The following is a 21,374-nucleotide window of genomic DNA, read 5'->3' as shown; positions in this document are numbered from 1 at the left end:
ACATATAACAGGAGGTTACCTTACTTGGTAACCTCCTTTGTTATTCCTTTGTATATTTCCGTTTTACAGAGCAAAAACTATGTGAAATGCGCAATATACAAAGGAGGAAGTAATAATGGGATCAGAAGTAAATGATTTTGAAGAAGTGAAATTCCGTGTAGAAACAGCACAAAAAATGGTAGGATCAGCGACAATTTCAATGGATCCAGATACATTAGAGCATGCGACTACTGCTGTAGAAGCCGCTCGCTCTCAGCTTGAAATTATGAAATCTGTTGCGACAGATTTAGATGAGCCATTTTTAATGAATGAGGAAAAGAAATTAAGTAAATGCGAGCATCAACTAAACGAAGCAAGACACTAAAAAACATCCAGAGAATTTTCTCTGGATGTTTTTTCATGATAACTGTTCCCCATACTTTTTCAATGTTTCTCCAACTGTACATTGCCTAATACAAAATGAATGAGCGTAATACTTACTATTTGTCTTTCGATTATGTTCTCGCAAGAAACATCCTTCACAATACGTTTCTAATAAGTCATTTACCTCTGTAATGAGTTGCTTTTTATCCACCTTTGCACCTCTCTATTCGGTTATTTCTTTATGACTATCAATGACTGTTCCTTCTAATGCTTGCGTAGCTAATTGATGCGCTTCTTTATTTTGTTTTCTAGATATCGGCTCACATACAAGTTTTAATTTCATTTGCTTCGCTTTTTGTTCAATTTGATCTAAGTAATGATTTAAATGCTCATCATAACAAGGCCATTCTCCAGCCAATTGCTGCAGTACAACTTGAGAATCGCCGCGAAGTGTAACTGCTTCATACTTAATTCCGAATTCCTCGAGTATATTCATGCCATATAGTAATGATGCATATTCCGCTTCATTATTATCATATATACCTTCTATATATGCGTTACGGCGAATTCGGTATTTTGTATTTCCTTTTTTATAGTATACACATATACCTACTCCAGCTTCTTTCGTCTGTACATCATAACCGCCATCAAAATAAACGAGGATTTCTTGGGGCTCTTCCTCCACTTGTTTACTCAGCTTTTTCATTTCCTTTAATGACCATTCTGCATCCATTTCATCATAAAATGATAGTTCTTTCACTCTTCCTGTTTTCTCGAAATCCTCTGCAAATTGCAATACATCTTCTATGTTCATATAATCTGTCGTTAATTCCGTCTGCAATCCGCTCTTTGTTTTATACAACCAATGAATTTTATATTTCATACTAGATTCCCCTTATATAAGACTTCTTATATGTAGTCAGCTAATGAAAGCCTCACTTTATTTTATTATATTGTATCAAGAGTCACAGCATTATATTCAATATGATTACATACAAAAAGAGCTATCCCTATAGGAATAGCTCTTTCATCTATTGCATAAATCTTTCAAATTGTACTCGTTTATTAATCCAGTACATTACAGGCATACCAATTGCCATGACAACAAATTCACCGACGGCACATGTTAACCAAGTCAACATAAATGGTAAATCAAATGCAAGATGAAGTTCAATTGCAATCATAAACATTGTAATTGTAAAAATAACTGTATTAAAAATCATACGAGCCCAAACACCTTTAATAAATCGCATAGAAATAATCGTTGCAACTAATGCAAGAATAGATTGCCCTACTCCAAATACTAAATCGTAAGCGATCATGGGTGAGAAAAAGAGATTTGTTAAAAATACACCTAATACAATTCCGTAAATTGCTTTCTTATTAAATACAACAAGATGATTAAACATCTCTGAAATACGAAACTGTACACTCGTAAAGCCAAATGGCTGAATAAGCATAGAAACAGCAATATATAATGCCGCTAAAATACCATTACCGACTAATGTTCTTATATTCATGACAAAATCTCCTTAGTTTTTTTACGTGGGATGGTTTCGAACCACGTTATTCGTTTTTTAAGCAACAAGAATATATTCTACGCAATACACACTCTCTCGTCAATAGATTCCTATCATTAACTACCTTTTTTCTTTTAGACAACGTATAATAAAACATATGAAAGTTTTAGGAGGTTTCACTTCATGACAGCAACAATTCAAAATGAAAAAGTGATCGTTTCCATTTCTGACAAAGGTGCAGAATTACAAAGCGTTCGCTTAAAAGAAGATAACACTGAATACTTATGGCAAGGCGATTCTACTTATTGGGGGCGCCGCTCACCAATTTTATTCCCAATTGTCGGCCGATTAGTAGATAATACATACTACGTAGATGGTAAACCATATTCTTTAACACAGCACGGCTTTGCTCGTGATCTTACATTCTCTGTACAAGAACAAAGTGAAACGAAAATCACTTATATTGTAACTAGTAATGAAGAAACATTAAAAAAATACCCATACGAATTCGAATTACTCGTTTCTTATGAGCTAGACGGACAAATCGTTCATGTAACATATGAAGTAAATAACCCTACTTCAAAAGAGATGTTCTTCTCAATCGGAGCACATCCTGGTTTCAACTTCCCCTTATTAGAGGGCGAATCATTTACAGATTATCATTTATCATTTAATGGTTCTGAACGCTTAGAAACAAGCGTATTAGAAGGACCTTACCTTTCAAGTAAAAAACAATTAATCGCTGAAAATACGAATGAATTACCACTTACATACGATTTATTCAAAAATGATGCGCTTATTTTTGAAAATATGAATACGGATGAAATCTCTATTCGTTCTCATAAACATAATAAATTTGTAAAAGTAGAATTTGACGGATTCCCATTTGTCGGCGTATGGACACCAGGCGAAAACGCACCTTTCTTATGTATTGAACCTTGGTACGGGATTGCTGATGAAGTAAATCCAGCAAAAGATTTCAAGGAAAAAAAAGGAATTCAATCTTTACAAGCGAATGAAACATTTACATGTCGTTATAGTATTACAATCGGCTAAGTTACTCTATCCCCTACTTCAAAGAAACATATAAGTAGGGGATCATCTTATAATTTGGAGGTTTCTCACTTTGATTGAAGTATATATTGATGGTGCATCAAAAGGAAATCCTGGTCCTTCTGGTGCTGGAGTGTTTATTAAAGGGGTGCAACCAGCTGTACAATTATCATTGCCCCTTGGGACAATGTCCAATCATGAAGCAGAATACCACGCTTTACTTGTAGCATTAAAATATTGCACGGAGCATAATTATAACATTGTCTCTTTTCGTACAGATTCGCAACTTGTCGAGCGAGCTGTCGAAAAAGAATACGCAAAAAATAAAATGTTTGCACCACTATTAGAAGAAGCATTACAGTACATAAAAAGTTTCGATCTCTTTTTTATTAAGTGGATTCCAAGTAGTCAAAATAAAGTTGCTGATGAATTAGCTAGAAAAGCTATCTTACAAAATTAACGGGGGTATGAGTGTGAAAAAAGATTGGGTTGCTCCTCTTGCTTTATTATTTGTCTCTTTTATTTGGGGAGCTACATTTGTTGTCGTTCAAAATGCTATGTCTTTCGTTGGTCCATTTACTTTTAATGGTATTCGCTTTTTATTCGCTGGAATTATTTTATTATTCGTTCAAATGATTTTCTCAAAAAAATCTTCAAAACAAGATATAAAACAGAGTAGTCTCGCTGGATTAATCGTTGGATTTTTTTTATGCGTTGGCTATGTATTACAAACATTCGGCTTACTTTATACAACTTCTTCAAAAGCTGGTTTCTTAACAGGTCTTAGTATCGTTATGGTACCCATTTTGTCTTTTATCTTTTTAAAACAAAAAGCTACCATTTTTATCGTAATGGGCATTGCTGTAGCAACAGCAGGTTTATACTTATTAACTGCTGGTGATTCTTTTCAATTAAATATTGGAGATATACTCGTTCTCGGTTGTGCAGTTGCTTTCGCTGCCCATATTCTTGTTAACGGCTTCTTCTCTAAGAAAATATCACCTTTATTATTAAGCACGTCGCAAGTATTAGCTGTCGGTATGTTTTCTTCTATTTGCGCCTTTTTGTTTGAAGATTGGGAAAAATTATTTTCAGTAGCACTATGGACGAATTCTTCCTTTTTATTCGCTCTATTTCTAACTTCCCTATTTGCGACATCCATTGCTTTTTTTATTCAAACATCAGCACAAAAACATACGTCTCCAACGAGAGTAGCAATTATTTTCGCAATGGAGCCTGTTTTTGCTGCATTAACAGGCGTTCTCGTTGCAAACGAACAACTTTCTATTTCTGCTATTATCGGATGCCTATGTATTTTCCTAGGCATGGTTTTTGTTGAATTACCTTCCAAAACAAAAAAAGAAGCGCAGGCTGCGTGAAGTTACGCTTGTAACTTCCGCATAAAAGCCTTAGCGCTTTTTTTATCGGTAATTTCTTCTTCTTTCAAACGTTCTAATAACGCAACAAAATAACTCCCATCAAACTGTAATTGATGTTTAATTGTCGCTTCTATTGCTGCATTCACAATTCCATCAGATGCACCAGTATATCCTTGTCCAAACATAATAAACCCTTGTGCTTCCTCTGATAGTTTAAATCCTTTCGTATGTAAGAATGAAAGATAATCTTCTACTGTTTGCATGATATTCCCACCTACTCAAAAATTCTCCATCTCCTATCATACATGTTTTTACACGCTATGAGAATGAAATTTCTTTGACAACTTTGTAAATCTATCGTCTACTGCATAGACAATAGAGGATTTCCTTGCAATATGAATGAATATGTATAGTGGAACTTATTTCATATTAAAGGGGAGACACGATGAAACAGGCACTATTAATTATCGATGCGCAGCAAGAATTAATGGATGGGAATGAACAAGAAAAAGAAGTTTTTCGCAAAAAAGAGTTATTATCTACACTAAATACAGCCGTACAAAAAGCAATACATGCAAATTCCCTTATTGTTTTCGTAAGAGATATCGATGTTGCTTCTGGTAGCGGAGAAGGATTTGAAGTACATAATGAAATTCAAGTACCTCAGTCTGCAATCCTTATTAATAAAGCAGCAACAAACGCATTCTATGGCACTTCTCTACTTGAACTTTTAAAAGAAGAAAAAATTAATCATATCGTTATCGGTGGATGTAAAACAGAACATTGCATCGACACCGCAGTTAGAACAGCTACTGTACAAGGATTTGATGTTACATTAATTAAAAACGGTCATTCCACAACTGATTCTGACGTATTGACTGCAGAACAAATTATCTCTCACCATAATAAAATTCTCCATGGTCATTATAATGTGGATCATTTTTCTATGGTGAGAGATATCGAGGAAGACCTCTTCCAACCAACTCACGACCAATATCGTGAGTAATAAAAAAGAATCCTTCTTTTAGAAGGATTCTTTTTTATCCAAAAATTTGCGCTGCAATACTGTATAGTTCCCCATTTCTTTTCAAAAATTGATCACTATTTCTCATCATAATTGGCGGTGTATTAACCTTTTGAAAACCAGTAATCTCTAATTCTTTCATGAAACCTTTCTTTCCTTCTGATACATCAATTCTTAATTTACCATGATGCTCTCTTGCTAAATCATGCACAATTCTCATTGCCATCGCATCATTTTTCGCAACGACTGGACCTATTATTTTATTTTCTGGTGTTTGTATACTTAAACCGTAACCTAATACATTTTGGTTGTTGTCCTTTACAACGATGCACTGTTCACTTTGTATAATTCTTTTCGTTAAAAATGCTTTTCTATTTGTTCCAAACGCATTTTCATCTAATTTTATTATTTTTTCTAAATCACACTCTTCATAATTCATCATATAATCTTCATTTCCTACACAATAATCATTCACATTGTACGAGTTACATATGTATTTAGAAACATAGCTTACTGCCCTAAATCCTAGTTTTTCATATAACGGCTTTCCTTCATCCGTAGCAATAAGCATAATTGGAGTTTGAGCCGATACGCTCTTAATGCATGAATTCGTTATCGCCTTTCCAATCCCATTCCCCTCATATTTCGGATGTACAATGACCATTCCGATAGACGCTAATTTCTCCCCATATAATATAATTGCCGCGCTAGCAATAAGTTCCTTTCTCTTATTCCACACACCGTATATAATACCTGAATCAAAAATAGTCTCAATTTCTTCTTTATTATAATCCCACCCAATATAAGAAGATAATGCTACAATATCGCCTATTTGTTCTTCCCTAAGACGCTCCACCTTAATTTCCAATTCAAGCATACTTCATCCCCTTATCTAGACATTTAAATCATTATTATTAAATCAACTTGTACATGTTTCACTTTATTTGTCACACACATATCCTATTTTGACCAAGACTATATTATAAATGAGGTGACAACATGCCCATTACGAATCGATTTTCTACCACCACTAACGGCGCACTCGCAATTACAGGTAATACTTTAGGCTTAAGTAAAATTAGTAATCAAAACCGTGCTGGTACAATCGGGGCAATTGGTGCATTCGTAACTACGAATACTGCTTTACAAGTAACGAGTTTTCCTGCTGGTACAACATTAAACTATACACAAAATAGTTCTACCGCTCTTTTAAATATCCCTGCTGGTAGTACTATTCTTTACGCAGAACTTGTTTGGGGTGGCAACTACTTATCTCGTGATCAAAACATTACGAGTGTATTAGGAAACCCCGTTTCTTTTACAACACCTGTGTCAACATACTCAATTACCCCTTCAACCGTTACAGCTTCTAATCAAACATTCGTTTCTGGATCTGTCACATTTGGATTTTATACACGTTCCGCAGATGTAACATCCCTCGTTCAAGCTGGAGGATCTGGCTCTTATACAACCGGCTCTGTCCCTGGACTTGTTGATCCTTTGGATGCTTCTAACGGAGCTATCAATTCTTCTGGATGGACGCTCATTGTCGCTTATCAAAACGGTTCCTTACCCGCAAGAAATTTAACAATTTACGTAGCTGGTAACCGCGTTTCTGTAGAAACTGGTAGTGCAGATGTATCTGTCTCAGGGTTTTTAACACCTGCCGGAGGACCTGTAAGCGGGAGATTATTTATAAGTTCTACTGAAGGGGATGCTGATTTAACTGGGGATCAAGCATTATTTGGACCAAATTTCAGTTCATTAAATGCATTATCCGGGCCAAATAATGCTGTAAATAATTTCTTCGGTTCTCAAGTTAATAATGCTGCCGGTAATTTAGATACAACTGGGACATTTGGAACACGAAATCAAAGTGCTTCTACAAGCACAAACATCTCTGCTGGGAGACAGGGCTGGGACATTACTTCTATTGATATTTCTCCTTATTTAACAAATTCTCAAGTGTCCGCCGCAATCCGTTTAACAACTAACGGAGACGCGTATATGTTGAATACAGTCGGTTTACAAATCAACATAAATTCTCCTAATATACAAGCAACGAAAAGCGTGAATAAAAGCGTCGCTGCAATTGGAGACGTTCTCACTTATACAGTTACTATCCCTAACACTGGACTTCTTCCTGCCAATAACGTTATTTTTACAGACATTCTCCCTAACGGTACTTCCTTTATACCTGGGACTGTAACGATAGATAATGTCCCGCAAACAAACGCAAATCCGGCTGCTGGTATATCTCTTGGAACCATTAATAATAACGCTTCTCGTACAGTAACTTTTCAAGCTACTGTCGTTTCTCTTCCAAGCCAAAACCCTATCTCTAACACTGCTAATATTACATTTCAATATACACCGATCGCCGGAGGAACAACTTTTAATGGTCTTGCAACAAGCAACTCTGCAGGAACACAAATTAACCTCGCAGATATTAATGGCACAAAATCAGTTAACAAAATATTTACCGATATTGGCGAAACGTTAACTTACAGTATTGCCTTAGCTAATGTAGGAAATATCGCTGCAACTAACGTCATATATACGGATCCGTTTCCTAGCGGGACTACTTTCATTCCGGGAAGTGTAACTGTTAACGGAGTTATTCAAGCTGGAGCGAATCCCGCTAATGGTATATCCATTGGAACTATTGCTGCTAATTCTACGACTACTGTTTTATTTCAAGTATTCGTTCCTTCTATTCCCCAAACAAATCCAATATTAAATAGTGGCACAACAACATATCAATACATTCCTGTACCAAATCAGCCAGCAGTAAGCGGGACTGATACGACAAATATTGTCTCCACTCAAGTGAATAATGCTACTGTAACAATGACGAAAGCAGTAGATAAAAATTTTGCAGATATTGGTGATACATTAACTTACACCGTTTCCTTTACAGGTACAGGTAATACGAATGCGAATAACGTTATTTTTACAGATATCATTCCTACTGGAACAACTTTTGTTCTCAACAGTTTAACAATAGATGGAACGACACAAGTTGGAGCAAATCCTGCTAACGGTGTAAATGTAGGATCCATCCCAACTGGCACAACAAAAAATGTTTCGTTTCAAGTAGTAGTAAACACAATACCCGCGTCAAGTGTCGTTTCTAATGGATCAAGCGCTTCTTATCAATATACCGTCAATCCTAGCCAATCACCCGTTACAAAAAATATCTCTTCTAATCTTGTTTCCACTCAAATTAACAACGCGAATTTAACATTAACAAAATCAACAAACAAACAATTTGCTACAATTGGCGAAACGATAAGTTATACAATCCTCATTACAAACAGTGGAAATACAGCCGCAACTAACGTGCAACTAACAGATCCACTTCCAAATGGAACGATATTGACTCCTGGTACTGTAACACTAAATGGAGTTTTGCAAAATGTAAATTCTCTCGTCGCTTTACCTATCGGAACAATTCCTGGCGGAGCTACTTTTACTCTTTCTTTCCAAGTAACAATTATTAATATTACCGCCCAAAATCCTATCATTAATAATGCTTTCGCTTCTTATCTATATACTGTTAATCCAAGTCTGCCACCAACTTCAAAAACAGCAAATTCTAATTCTGTTACATCAACAATTAGACTAGCAAACCTTCAAGCTACGAAGTCTGTAGATAAAACATTTGCGGAAGTTGGAGATGTATTAACTTATACCTTTGCTCTTACAAACGATGGAAATGTTGCGGCGAACAATGTAGTACTATCCGATTCAATTGCGAATGGTACTGCCTTTGTACCAAACAGTGTTACAATTAACAATGTTGCTCAGCCAGGTGTTACACCAGCTAGCATCAATATTGGTAGCATCAATGCAAATACTACAATTACAGCTTCATTCCAAGTATTAATAACTAGCATCCCAAATCCAAATCCTATTTCAAATAGCGCTTCTATTTCCTATAACTTTATCGTGGATCCAAACGCTTCACCTGTAAGTAAGAACACTACTTCAACCACTACATTTACTCAAGTAAACGATGCAAATGTCATTTCAGCAAAAACAGTGGATCGGGCATTTGCTACTGTTGGGGATGTATTAACTTATACTATTCTTTTAACGAATACAGGAAGTGTTACTGCTGATAGCCCTACTTTCGTTGATACGAATCCAGACGGTACTACCTTTATTCCAAACACTTTCCTTATTAATAGTGTACTCCAAAATAACGCTGATCCAAACGCCGGTGTTCCGTTACCTTCCATTCCTGCTAACGGTGAAATTACTGTTTCTTATCAAGTAACCGTCACTGCTTTACCTACACAAAATCCAACAACAAATTCATCTAGTACACAGTATAGCTTTATTCTAAATCCAGGCGATCCACCAACTATAGAAACCTCTTTAAGTAACACTGTAAGCACACAAATTAATTTAGCAAATGTAGTTATTGTCAAACAGGTAGATTTAACTATTGCTGATGTTGGGCAACCAATCACATATACAATTGCCTTAGCGAACCTTGGGAATACTCCAGCGAATAATGTAGTTGTTACCGACATACTCCCTCCTGGTACGACTCTTGTACCAAATAGTATTTTTATAGGCGGCGCTTTACAGCTAGGTGCTGATCCAAGTGTTGGTCTTCAAGTTGGAACAATTCCCACAGGTGGAATTACAACCATTGTTTTTCAAATTAGTGCAAATAGTTTACCTTCACCAAATCCAGTTCAAAATAGTGCTGCACTACAATATAGCTTTATCGCAGATCCAAATTTACCTGCTGTTGTTAGAAATGCCACTAGCAATATCGTAACGACACAAATTAACACCGCAAATCTTGTTGCTACGAAACTAACAAGTACAAATTTCGCTGATGTTGGCGATGTCATAACTTATGCAACAATTTTAACGAATAACGGCAATATCCCTGCCACTAATGTAACGTTTACAGATATCATTCCAGATGGTACCATCTTTCTTCCTAATACTGTAACGATTAACGGTGTCCCTATAGCAAATGCAAATCCTGCTAACGGCATTTTGATCGGTACGATTGTGGCAAATTCATCACGTACCGTTTCATTCCAAGTTTTTGTACCAACTATTCCTGCTGTAAATCCAATTACGAATCAATCAGGCACTACATTCCAATACACGTACGATCCATCCAAACCAGCCATCATGCAGATGGTTGCTTCTAACACTGTACAAACAGCTATTAATAACGCTACGATTACCTCTGCAAAATCTGCTGATAAACAGTTTGCGAACGTAAATGATATTATTACGTATACGACTACTTTAACAAATAATGGGAACACACTTGCATCAAGTATAGTATTTACAGATACCATTCCAAGCGGGACATCTTTTATTCCAAATAGCGTAACAGTAAATGGTACTACGCTCTCTAATGCAAATCCAGCAAATGGCATAGCAATTGATCCGATAAATCCTAATGCAAATACGACCATCTCGTTCCAAGTGCAAGTAAATTCCATTCCGAATCCGAACCCTATCCCGAACCAAAGTAACACAACGTACCAATATTTCGTAAATCCTAACTTACCTCCAACATCCTCCAATGCGTTAAGTAACGTAATAACAACTCAAATTAATAACGCTACAATCATCGCTACGAAATCAGTGAACACACCGACTGCTGCAATTGGAGATATCGTTACCTATACGATTGCAGTTACGAACACAGGAAATATTCCCGCTAGTGCAACTGTTTTAACGGATGGACTTGGCGCAGGGGCTTCATTTATCCAGAATTCTGTAACTATTAATAATGTTCCACAGCCAGGATTAGATCCATCACTTGGTATTCACTTAGCAGATATTCCTCCCGGAGATACTATATTCATTACTTTTCAAGCACAAATTTTAGCGATACCACCTAGTGGCACATTAACAAATAATGCTCTTGTAAATTATGAATATAACGTGAATCCAAACCAATCACCTGCTGTTGGTAGTACAATTACGAATACGACGGTTACTCCAATTATTGATGCTACTCTATCTATAAATAAAACTGTCAATTCAACATTCGCTACTATTGGAGATACACTCACTTTCACTTCTACCATTATTAATTCCGGGAACACTACCGCAAACAATGTTATTTTTACAGATTTAATTCCAGATGGTACGACGTTTATCCCAAATAGTTTTACAGTAAATGGAATAACTATTCCTAATACAAATCCACAAAACGGTATCAATATCGGGAACATAAATTCAAATGCATCAGTTATACTCAGCTTTCAAGTAAACATTAAAACAATCCCAAATCCTAATCCAATTCCTAACAAATCATCGCTTCAATATAGCTTTATTGTTGATATAAATGAACCGCCTGTTTCACGGACCGTTCAATCCAATAAAACTTTTACACAAGTAAATACAGCCTCCGTAATCGCAACAAAAACTGCAAGCAGTGCATTTGCTGCTGTCGGAGATACAATTACGTATACAACTACTCTCACTAATAGCGGAAATACTACCGCAAACACACCTGTTTTTATCGATATATTACCACCTGAACTTTCATTCGTTCCTGATAGCTTACAAATTAATACCATCCCACAACTTGGATTTAGACCAGATAGCGGGATTTCTTTAGACCCCATTCCAGTTGGAGGAACAACAACAATTAGCTTCCAAGCTATCGTTGGCTCAATACCAGCTACAAATCCTACGTTGAATCAATCCAGTACGACATATTCTATCATTGTGGATCCTACCCAGCCGCCAGTGACAGAAACAGCTACAAGTAATCCAACTTTAGTGCAAATTAACGAAGCAATTATTCAAGCAACAAAAAGTGTCGATCGTATATTTTCTGACATCGCACCCGGAAATTCATTTTTAACTTATACAGTTTTATTGGATAATATAGGAAACACAACTGCTACTAATATCACTTTTACAGATCCGATTCCAAATAATACAGTATTTATAGAAGATAGCGTTCGAGTAGGTGGGGTTTTATTACCTGGAGTAAATCCGGCGAACGGGATACCAATTGGGGATATTATTGCAGGAGATTTTATAAACGTCACCTTTCGTGTGCAAGTAGTTAGCATCCCAAATCCTATTTTTACAATCGGACCTGGGGGACCAAACTCACCCGTTGTAAACGGAGCTTCTATTAATTATCAATTTATGACAGGGCCTAATTTACCACTCGTTTCACGAAGTACAACATCTAATCCGGTTTCAACACAAATAAATTCCGGAGAAATTTTGGCAATTAAATCTGTAGATAAAACTTTTGCAAAGATCGGGGATACACTTTCCTATACAATTTCATTAAGCAACCCTGGAAATGTCACTTCACAAAATATACTTTTCACGGATATTTTGCCTGATGGAACGACATTTATATCTGGTACTCTTGTAAATGATTCTGGTGCTCAGCAAATTGGAAACCCCGCTAACGGAATTCAAGTTGGAAATATAAATCCTGGCAGTACGATTGCTATTACGATAAACGTACTTGTAACAAACATTCCAAGTATAAATCCAATTTCAAATTTTAGTTCTGTACAGTATTCACATGTGGTCGATCCTAGCCAACCTGCCGTATCACAAACGAATATATCTAATACTGTTTCGACAACTATTAATAGTGCTATATTAACTACTACAAAAAGTGCTGATAAATCCATTCTTTCTGTCGGAGATACGATTACGTATACAACTACTATTACAAATACAGGAAATACTGCAGCAACGAATATTACTTTCACAAGCGCTATTCCAGCCAACACTACATTTATACCAAATTCGGTCACAATCAATGGTATGCAGCAACTTGGTGCACGGCCAGCACTTGGACTCAATATACCCAATATCGCTCCTGGCGAAACAGTAACCGTTACTTTCCAAGTAACTGTTATTTCTATTCCCCCTTCAAGTTCAATTATGGATAACGATACAATTTTATACTCTTATACCGTTGATCCAAGCGCAGCTCCTGTTACTACTTCTACTTCAACGAACAGCGTTACAAACCCTGTACTAGATGCTATGATAACGATGATTAAATCAGTTGATCAAACACTTGTAACACTAGGTGATACTATTACCTATACGACACTTTTAACGAATAGTGGGAATACAAATGCTACGAATATTACGTTCACTGACCTTATTCCAGACGGTACAACGTTCGTTTTGGATAGTGTTACAATAAATGGTATCACACAAATTGGTCTTAATCCTAATACAGGTATTACAATTGGATCAATTGCTCCTAACAGCTCAATAGCAATAGCATTTCAAGTTACCGCTACTTCTACTCCTGTTCAAAATCCTATTGCCAATTCGGCTAGTGCTTCTTACACATTTATCACTGACCCTAATGCCCCTATTGTTTCAAGGAATGTTACTTCAAACACAGTGTTCACTACAATTAACACAGCTATCATTCTTTCATTAAAACAAGTCGATAAATCCTTTAGTCGTATTGGAGACACACTCACCTATACTGTTACTTTAACAAACAATGGAAACTCATCTGCACAAAATGTTATTTTCTCAGATACAATGCCGAGCGGAACTACATTTATTGCAAACTCATTTTCTATTAACGGGGTTTCTCAAAGTGGTGCGGACCCATCGAACGGAGTAAATATTGGGCCTATAACAGCTGGGTCTACAGTAACTGTTTCATTCCAAGTAAACGTGGCGTCATTACCAACCGAGAACCAAATTGTAAATTTCTCATCAACATCGTATCAATTAGTCTCACCGCCTGATCCAGAAACTTCAATTAGTAATCCCGTTTCAACGCAAATTAAAGAAGCTATATTATCCATGACGAAAAATGAAAGTGTCTCCTTTGCAGATATCGGGCAAACTGCTTTTTATACTACGTCTATTTCGAATATAGGAAATACGGATGCCACTAATATTGTATTTACAGATGCATTACCAAGTGGACTCACATTTGTTCCTAACACATTAACAGTCGATGGCGTTTTACAACCAAATGCGAATCCAAATACAGGTGTAGTACTTGCAACACTTCCACCAAATGAAATATATAGTATCGTATTTCAAGTTACGGTTAACAGCATCCCACCTATTAATCCTGCACCAAATACAGCAGCAACGACGTATGAGTTTACTGTTGATCCAGGGAATCCGCCAGTATCGAGTGCAGCTACCTCCAACACGACACTTCTTCAAATAAACAACGCAAATATTATTAGCACAAAAACAGCAGATCTTACTTTTGCGGATGTTGGTAATACAATAACATTTACACTTAACCTTCCTAATACTGGGAATGTAGCTGCAACTGATGTTACCGTTATCGATATACTTGATAGCAATTTAAGTTTCGTTCCAAACAGTTTCACAGTTAATGGGCAAACCATTCCAAACGCTGATTTATCTACTGGTGTAAATATCGGTTCAATTAATGGTGGAAATACATCAATTGTCACATTCCAAGCCATCGTTTCAACCCTCCCAATCAACAATCCTATTTCTAATTCGGCTCTTACCACTTACCGTTATATTGTTGATTCAGATCAGCCGTTCATTTCGACTTCCAATCAATCTAATACAACGACAACACAAGTTAATAGCGCTATCCTTACTGCACAAAAAAATTCAAATGTGGAAACAGTAGATATTGGGCAAGATATTGTCTACTCAGTTACGATTACAAATAGCGGCAATGTTAGTGCGACGAATGTTATTTTTACCGACCTAATTCCAGACGGAACTTCCTTTGAACCGAATAGTTTTACACTTAACGGAACTACCATCCCAAATACAGACATAATGACAGGCGTTCCAATTGGAGATATCGCACCAAACCAGTTTGTCATCGTAGCATTTCATATTAATGCCAATGAAATTCCACCTATAAATCCAATTACCAATCAAGCTAGCATTAGCTTCCAGCATATCGTTAATCCAGCTAATCCTCCCGTTTCAAAAAATATTACTTCTACTACTGTTTCCACAAAAATCGAAAGTGCAATTTTAAACACAATTAAAATTGCCGATAAAGCTTTTACAACGATTGGTGATACGATTACGTATACAACTACGATTACGAATACAGGAAATATTCCGGCTAATAACGTTATTTTCTCAGACCCGATACCATCGTGGACACAATTTGTGGCGGGATCAGTTATTGTTGATGGCACTCCATTACCATCTGCTTCTATCATTGATGGTGTTGGCATAAATACGATCACTCCAAATCAAACTGTAACAATCGTATTCCAAGTTCAAATTGTAAGCAACCCAACAACGTTCACACCTGAACTCCAAAACTTAGGATTTGTAAACTTCCAATATAACGTAGGAAATGCATTACAGGCTCAGCCTGGCAATGTGGAAACGAACGTCTTCGTTACTTCTATTAATTCAACAATACTTTCAGCCGTAAAAACTGCTAATACAGCCTTTGCAAACATCGGCGACACGATCACTTATACAGTTTTAATTCAAAATGGTGGCAATACAAACGCTACGAATGTAAATTTCTCAGATCCGATTCCAGCAGGAACAACTTTTGTTGAAAATAGTTTTACTGTAAATGGAAGTACCATTCCAGGTGCAAATCCAAATAACGGAGTGAATATCGGAACCGTTAACGCGGGTAGTTCCTTAACTGCTACTTTCCAAGTCATAGTTACATCTACTCCACCTTCGAATCCAATTACAAACGTTGCATCTATTCAATACGAATTTATAGTTGATCCGGCCTCTCCTCCTGTTACCGGCACAATAAATTCTAATAGTGCTTCCACACAAATTAATAACGCGACTGTTACAACTGTTTTAGAAGCAAATCGTACAATCGTATCTACCTTAGATATAATTACGTATACAGCAACATTAACGAATACTGGAAACTTCCCTGCAAATTCTGTATTACTCATTAACGGAGTTCCTGAAGGGGCATTATTTGTTCCAAATAGTGTCACGCTTAACGGGATTTCACTTCCAGATGCAAGTCCAACTCTCGGTATTCCAGTTGGTATTATCGCACCAGGTGATTCTGCTACTATTACGTTCCAATTTCTTGCAAGTTCTATTCCACCACAAGGAGCGATTATAAATCAAGCACTTACAAGTTACACTTATATCGTCGACCCAAGTCAACCTCCAGTTACAGCAACATCTTCATCTAATACGGTAAATACAGCTGTCGTTGATGCATCGCTATCTGTAATTAAAAATACAGATTCTCTCGTACAATCTACTGACGGTACAATCACTTACACGGTAGTCGTTCAAAATAACGGAAATACAACTGCAAATACAGTTACTTTAACAGATTTGGTCCCAGAAGGAACTGCATTTATTCCAAATAGCGTAACCATAAATGGCGTTTCAGCTCCGGGTGCTGATCCAAACGTAGGAATCTCCTTAAACGCCATTGCACCTTCAGAAATCGTCACCGTCACATTCCAAGTTATCGTTCAATCCATTCCAAGCGTGAATCCAATTTCTAATATAGCCCGTATTGACTATACTTTTATCGCCGATCCAACTGCTCCTATCATCTCTCGAACAATTACGTCTAATCCAGCTTTCACACAAATTTCGGATGCGAATGTTCTTTCTTTAAAAGCTGTCAATGCACAACAAGCAACAACCGGTGACATTTTGACCTATACGATAACGCTAGAAAATACCGGAAATATTCCAGCTACTAATCTCATATTTTCAGATACGATTCTAGAAGGGACTACATTCGTAGAAAATAGTTTTACACTTAACGGAACAGCTATACTTGGTGCAAATCCAAATGCAGGTGTTACTTTGCCTAACCTAGTAGCAAACGCTACTCACCTTATTTCGTTCCAAATTCTTATTAACGATTCATTCTCGCAACAATCGATTACAAATCAATCTAATACAACATATACAATTCAACCAGACCCAGGACAACCGCCTATTACCGAAACATCTACAAGTAATATTGTCATTACAAATTTCGTGCAAGCACAATTGACAGTTACAAAAACGTCCAATCCAATAACTGTAGATATTGGCGGAACTATACTTTATATTTCTGAAGTGAAAAATATCGGCAACGTTGACGCAATAAATATTATTTTTACAGATTCTATTCCAGCTGGGACTACATTCGTTCCCGACAGTGTCACAATTAACGGTGTACTTCAGTCAGGTGTAAATCCAGAAAACGGAATACCAATTGGAACGATTACACCAAACAGTTCCAAAACAATACTATTTCAAGTACAAACAAATAATCCACCAACTGCAACCGAAATTGTAAATCAATCATCTGTAAATTACCAATATGTAAGTATTCCTACAGCTCCACCAGTGAATCGCTCTGCAAATTCTAATATCGTTACAACATCACTTCAAAATGCAAATATTATTTCTGTTAAACAGGCGGATGTTACTTTCGTAGCCATCGGGCAAAATATTACCTACACAAATACAATACAAAATATAGGAACTGTTCCAGCTAACAATACGGTGTTCATTGACAACTTTCCAGAAGGTACTATATTCATTGAAGATAGCTTATCAATAAATAATGTGATTCAGCCTGGTGCAAATCCTCAAAATGGAATAACTCTCGGCACGATACAACAAAATGAAACAGTCACTATTTCATTTCAAGTACAACTTACAAATATACCAGAGGGCAACACTGTCATTAACATTTCAGACACCTCGTATGAATACCAAATTGACCCTAGTTCTCCGATTGTTCAGCGTAGATCATTATCAAATGCAGTAAATACTGAAGTGCGGACGGCAAATGTTAGTGCAATTAAATCTGCTAACAGATCTATTACACGTATCGGTCAAATCATCACATATACAGTCGCAGTTACAAACGCTGGTACAGTACCTATTACAAATACTATCCTAATTGACGCAATTGCTGCTGGCACTGCATTCGTTCCAAATAGCATCCTTGTAGACGGCATACCAAGACCTAACGAAAATCCAATTATCGGTATCAATCTTGGTATTATCCTTCCAAATAATACGATTATTGTTACGTTCCAAGTAAATGTAGTCTCTATACCTGCACAAAATACTATTAATAATATCGCTGTTATACACTATGAATATAAACCGGAACAAAGCGCACCACCAATTTCAGAAACAACCTCTTCCAATACTACAAATATACAATTTATTGATGTGATTCTTATCGCTACAAAATCTGCTAATAAAGTATTAGCTAATATTGATGACACCATTGAATATACAGTATTCATTCAAAATAACGGATCTACTACAACTAACTCCATCTTTTTTACAGATACTATAGAAGATGGAACAGTATTTATTCCGGGAAGTGTAACAGTTAACAACACTGTACTTCCTGCAGCAGATCCGAATATCGGCTTTTTCATTCCTAATATTGCGTCAGGGCAAGCGACTACAATAACGTTACAAGTTTCCGTTACGAATTTGCCAGCTTTAAATCCAACGCCTAATACTGCAAACATCGTCTACGACTTTATTTTCAATCCTGACTTTGCACCAATTCAAAAATCTACTACTTCCAATACTACTTTCGTCCAAATTAATGATGCTGATATCGTTTCACTGAAAACTGTTGATTTAACTTCTGTAACGATTGGTGACATTTTAACTTATACAACAACTTTAACGAATATAGGAAATGCAGATGCTACTACTGTTGTATTTACAGACAATATACCTGACGGAACAACCTTTATAGAAGGTAGCGTTTTAGTAAATAATATTCCTCAGCTTAACGCGAATCCAAGTACTGGTATACTTGTAGGAACGATTGCTCCTAACGTTTCTATCCCAGTCACATTTTCCGTTACTGTGGTAGCTCTTCCAGCTAGTGGTCGTATTCAAAATCAATCAACTTCTCGTTATACAATTAATAGCGAAGAACAAATATCGACTAGTAATATTACTATCACTGAAGTTATTTCTGCTCATGTAATTGCAACAAAAACAACACCTATCCAATACGCTGACCTACAAACGATTATCCCTTACACAATTTCCATCACGAACAATGGGAATATACAAGTTGAAAACATTATCGTTACAGATATTATTCCGGCGAATACGAGCTTTATAGATAATAGTGTTATTGTGAATGGAAACGCCCGTCCAAGTGACAATCCACTTAACGGGATACGAATTGATAACATTCCGCCTAATACGACAGCAACTGTTCTATTCCAAGTACGGGTTACTTCGATTCCGCAAACAAATCCAATCTCTAACACGAGTACAATCGAATACCAATACACCATACCAAACCAGCCGCCTATTACCGAAACTATCATTTCATCAGCTGCCGTAACAGAAATTCATCACGCAAATTTAAATAGTAATAAAGCTGTTGACCTTGCATTTGCAACAGTCGGTGACACGTTAACTTATACGATTACACTCAATCAAACTGGTAATGTTGCAGCGAATAATGTAACCATTCAAGATATGATTCCTCAAGGTACTACATTTATAGAAAATAGCGTCATTGTAAACGGAGAAGCCCTTCCGGAAGTTAATCCAGTAAGTGGTATACCAATTGATACTATAACTGTCGGCGGAAACGCTGTCGCTTCATTCCAAGTAACCGTGACTTCTATCCCAACACCAAATGAATTGACGAACCAAGCCATTACTACTTTTAACTATATAGTCAATCCAAATAATTTACCTGTTACAAACACGACTACAACAAATACCGTCACAACAACTGTCCAAAATGATAATGTCGTTGCCATAAAGTCTGTTAATGCTACGAATGCTTTACCTAGTCAAACTGTAACGTATACAATTACGATTACGAATAGTGGTAATGTAACGATTGAAGATATTATTGCCATAGACACCGCACCAGTAGATACAACCTTCGTTACAGGCAGCGTTACGATTAACGGAATCAATCAGCCTAATGAAAATCCTGAAAACGGTATTACATTAGGAAGCCTTACTCCTAATGAATCTACTATCATTACTTTCCAAGTAACAATATCTCCTACAACCCTTCAACCAGCAATTAATAACGATGCTTCTGTTTCCTATACTGTTACCATTGACCCGAATGAACCACCTATTACAATTACAAAGCAAACAAATGTCGTTACAACAACAGTAGTTGATCCTATGGTTCGTATTAACAAAACAGCCGACACATCTATTGCCGTTATAGGTGATATGATTACATTCACATTAGAGGTATTGAACCATTCTCCGATTCCTACGATAAGTACTTCTATTTTAGATACCATTCCAATTGGTACAACATTTATAGAAAACAGCGTAACAATTAACGGTACTCCGGTACCAAATGTTCGTCCAGACACTGGTATTAATATCGGCGCCCTACCTGCAGATGGAGTAGCAACGATAACATTTAAAGTTCTCGTCACGTCTATCCCTTCAAACAGCACAATTATCAATTCTGCTTCCGTCACAGCCGCCTTCCAATTGACACCACAGGACCCAATTATTACTTTCATTGACAATTCAAATATCGTTCGTATACCAGTTCAATTTATAACTGCAACAGTAGTGAAAGATGCTTCCGTCAGCTCAGCTTATTTAAACCAATATTTTGATTATACGATGCGTATTACGAATACTTCTGATATTTCACTTTCAAATGTTTCATTACAAGATACCATTCCAGCAGGTTTACAATTTATGAACGGTACTGTCTTTATTAACAGCGAACGCTCTCCACTAGCGAATCCGAATATCGGTTTCCTAGTCGCTACTAATTTGGAACCAAACGAAACAATTATCGTATTATTCACAGTACAAGTGATAAGTCCACCTGTTAATAATGAATTCAAAAACACGGCGAATATTTCGTTACAACTTCAGGTCTCACCTACCGATCCACCAATTACAGTAACTGTTACAAGCAACGAAAACATCGTCGCTTTTATTTCAGAAAATCCAGATGAAACACTTCCAAATTTAAGTTGCTTCTTTAACGGTGAACGTTTTATACGCGTTACTCCTCGAAATATACGAAATTACTTTTGGGCTTGGATTTGGTGGAAGTAATAA

The 21,374-nt window shown here is 36.6% G+C and carries 11 protein-coding genes and 1 riboswitch; of the genes, 6 read left to right on the top strand and 5 right to left on the bottom strand.

What is annotated here, in order from left to right; genetic code table 11:
* Positions 1-115 precede the first annotated feature (115 nt).
* Positions 116-364, top strand: a complete 249-nt coding sequence (locus AC1Q8N_RS17340; protein ID WP_000534395.1) for a DUF2564 family protein — start codon at positions 116-118, stop codon at positions 362-364.
* Positions 365-397: 33 nt separating this feature from the next.
* Here the strand turns inward: AC1Q8N_RS17340 and AC1Q8N_RS17335 are convergent, their stop codons facing one another.
* From AC1Q8N_RS17335 to AC1Q8N_RS17325, 3 genes are all read right to left on the bottom strand, one after another.
* Positions 398-574, bottom strand: a complete 177-nt coding sequence (locus tag AC1Q8N_RS17335) for a zinc-finger domain-containing protein (protein ID WP_000358801.1) — start codon at positions 572-574, stop codon at positions 398-400.
* A gap of 12 nt (positions 575-586) precedes the next feature.
* Entirely contained in the window at positions 587-1,246 is a 660-nt protein-coding gene (locus tag AC1Q8N_RS17330) for a ribonuclease H family protein (RefSeq protein ID WP_048543444.1), read from the bottom strand.
* Positions 1,247-1,394: 148 nt separating this feature from the next.
* The gene (locus tag AC1Q8N_RS17325) at positions 1,395-1,883 is read right to left on the bottom strand and encodes a QueT transporter family protein (RefSeq protein WP_048543446.1); all 489 of its coding nucleotides are present in this window, start codon (positions 1,881-1,883) and stop codon (positions 1,395-1,397) included.
* Positions 1,884-1,889: 6 nt separating this feature from the next.
* Positions 1,890-1,934: riboswitch (PreQ1 riboswitch) on the bottom strand.
* A 132-nt stretch (positions 1,935-2,066) separates the two neighbouring features.
* On the opposite strand from AC1Q8N_RS17325, the gene AC1Q8N_RS17320 reads away from it, so the two are divergent.
* From AC1Q8N_RS17320 to AC1Q8N_RS17310, 3 genes are all read left to right on the top strand, one after another.
* The gene (locus AC1Q8N_RS17320) at positions 2,067-2,939 is read left to right on the top strand and encodes an aldose 1-epimerase family protein (protein WP_048543448.1); all 873 of its coding nucleotides are present in this window, start codon (positions 2,067-2,069) and stop codon (positions 2,937-2,939) included.
* Positions 2,940-3,009: 70 nt separating this feature from the next.
* A complete protein-coding gene (locus AC1Q8N_RS17315; RefSeq protein WP_048543450.1) occupies positions 3,010-3,396 on the top strand; it encodes a reverse transcriptase-like protein in 387 nt (128 codons plus the stop codon).
* 13 nt (positions 3,397-3,409) lie between these two features.
* Positions 3,410-4,315, top strand: coding sequence for a DMT family transporter (locus AC1Q8N_RS17310; RefSeq protein WP_048543452.1), 906 nt, complete (start codon positions 3,410-3,412; stop codon positions 4,313-4,315).
* A gap of 2 nt (positions 4,316-4,317) precedes the next feature.
* Here the strand turns inward: AC1Q8N_RS17310 and AC1Q8N_RS17305 are convergent, their stop codons facing one another.
* On the bottom strand, positions 4,318-4,578 hold the full coding sequence (locus tag AC1Q8N_RS17305; RefSeq protein WP_001195212.1) for a DUF6123 family protein: 261 nt from the start codon (positions 4,576-4,578) through the stop codon (positions 4,318-4,320).
* A gap of 182 nt (positions 4,579-4,760) precedes the next feature.
* On the opposite strand from AC1Q8N_RS17305, the gene AC1Q8N_RS17300 reads away from it, so the two are divergent.
* A complete protein-coding gene (locus AC1Q8N_RS17300; protein WP_048543454.1) occupies positions 4,761-5,321 on the top strand; it encodes a cysteine hydrolase family protein in 561 nt (186 codons plus the stop codon).
* A 34-nt stretch (positions 5,322-5,355) separates the two neighbouring features.
* Here the strand turns inward: AC1Q8N_RS17300 and AC1Q8N_RS17295 are convergent, their stop codons facing one another.
* Positions 5,356-6,216: a GNAT family N-acetyltransferase gene (locus tag AC1Q8N_RS17295; protein WP_048543458.1), complete on the bottom strand. Its 861-nt coding sequence runs from the start codon at positions 6,214-6,216 to the stop codon at positions 5,356-5,358.
* 122 nt (positions 6,217-6,338) lie between these two features.
* Here AC1Q8N_RS17295 and AC1Q8N_RS17290 point away from each other — a divergent pair, with 122 nt between their 5' ends.
* Positions 6,339-21,371 carry a DUF7507 domain-containing protein gene (locus AC1Q8N_RS17290; RefSeq protein WP_493521294.1) on the top strand — a complete coding sequence of 5,011 codons (15,033 nt, stop codon included), beginning with the start codon at positions 6,339-6,341 and terminating at the stop codon, positions 21,369-21,371.
* Positions 21,372-21,374: the final 3 nt, after the last annotated feature.

Source organism: Bacillus sp. GW823-FHT06B01, from assembly GCF_058952315.1.
This window is presented reverse-complemented; position numbering and strand designations above follow the sequence as displayed.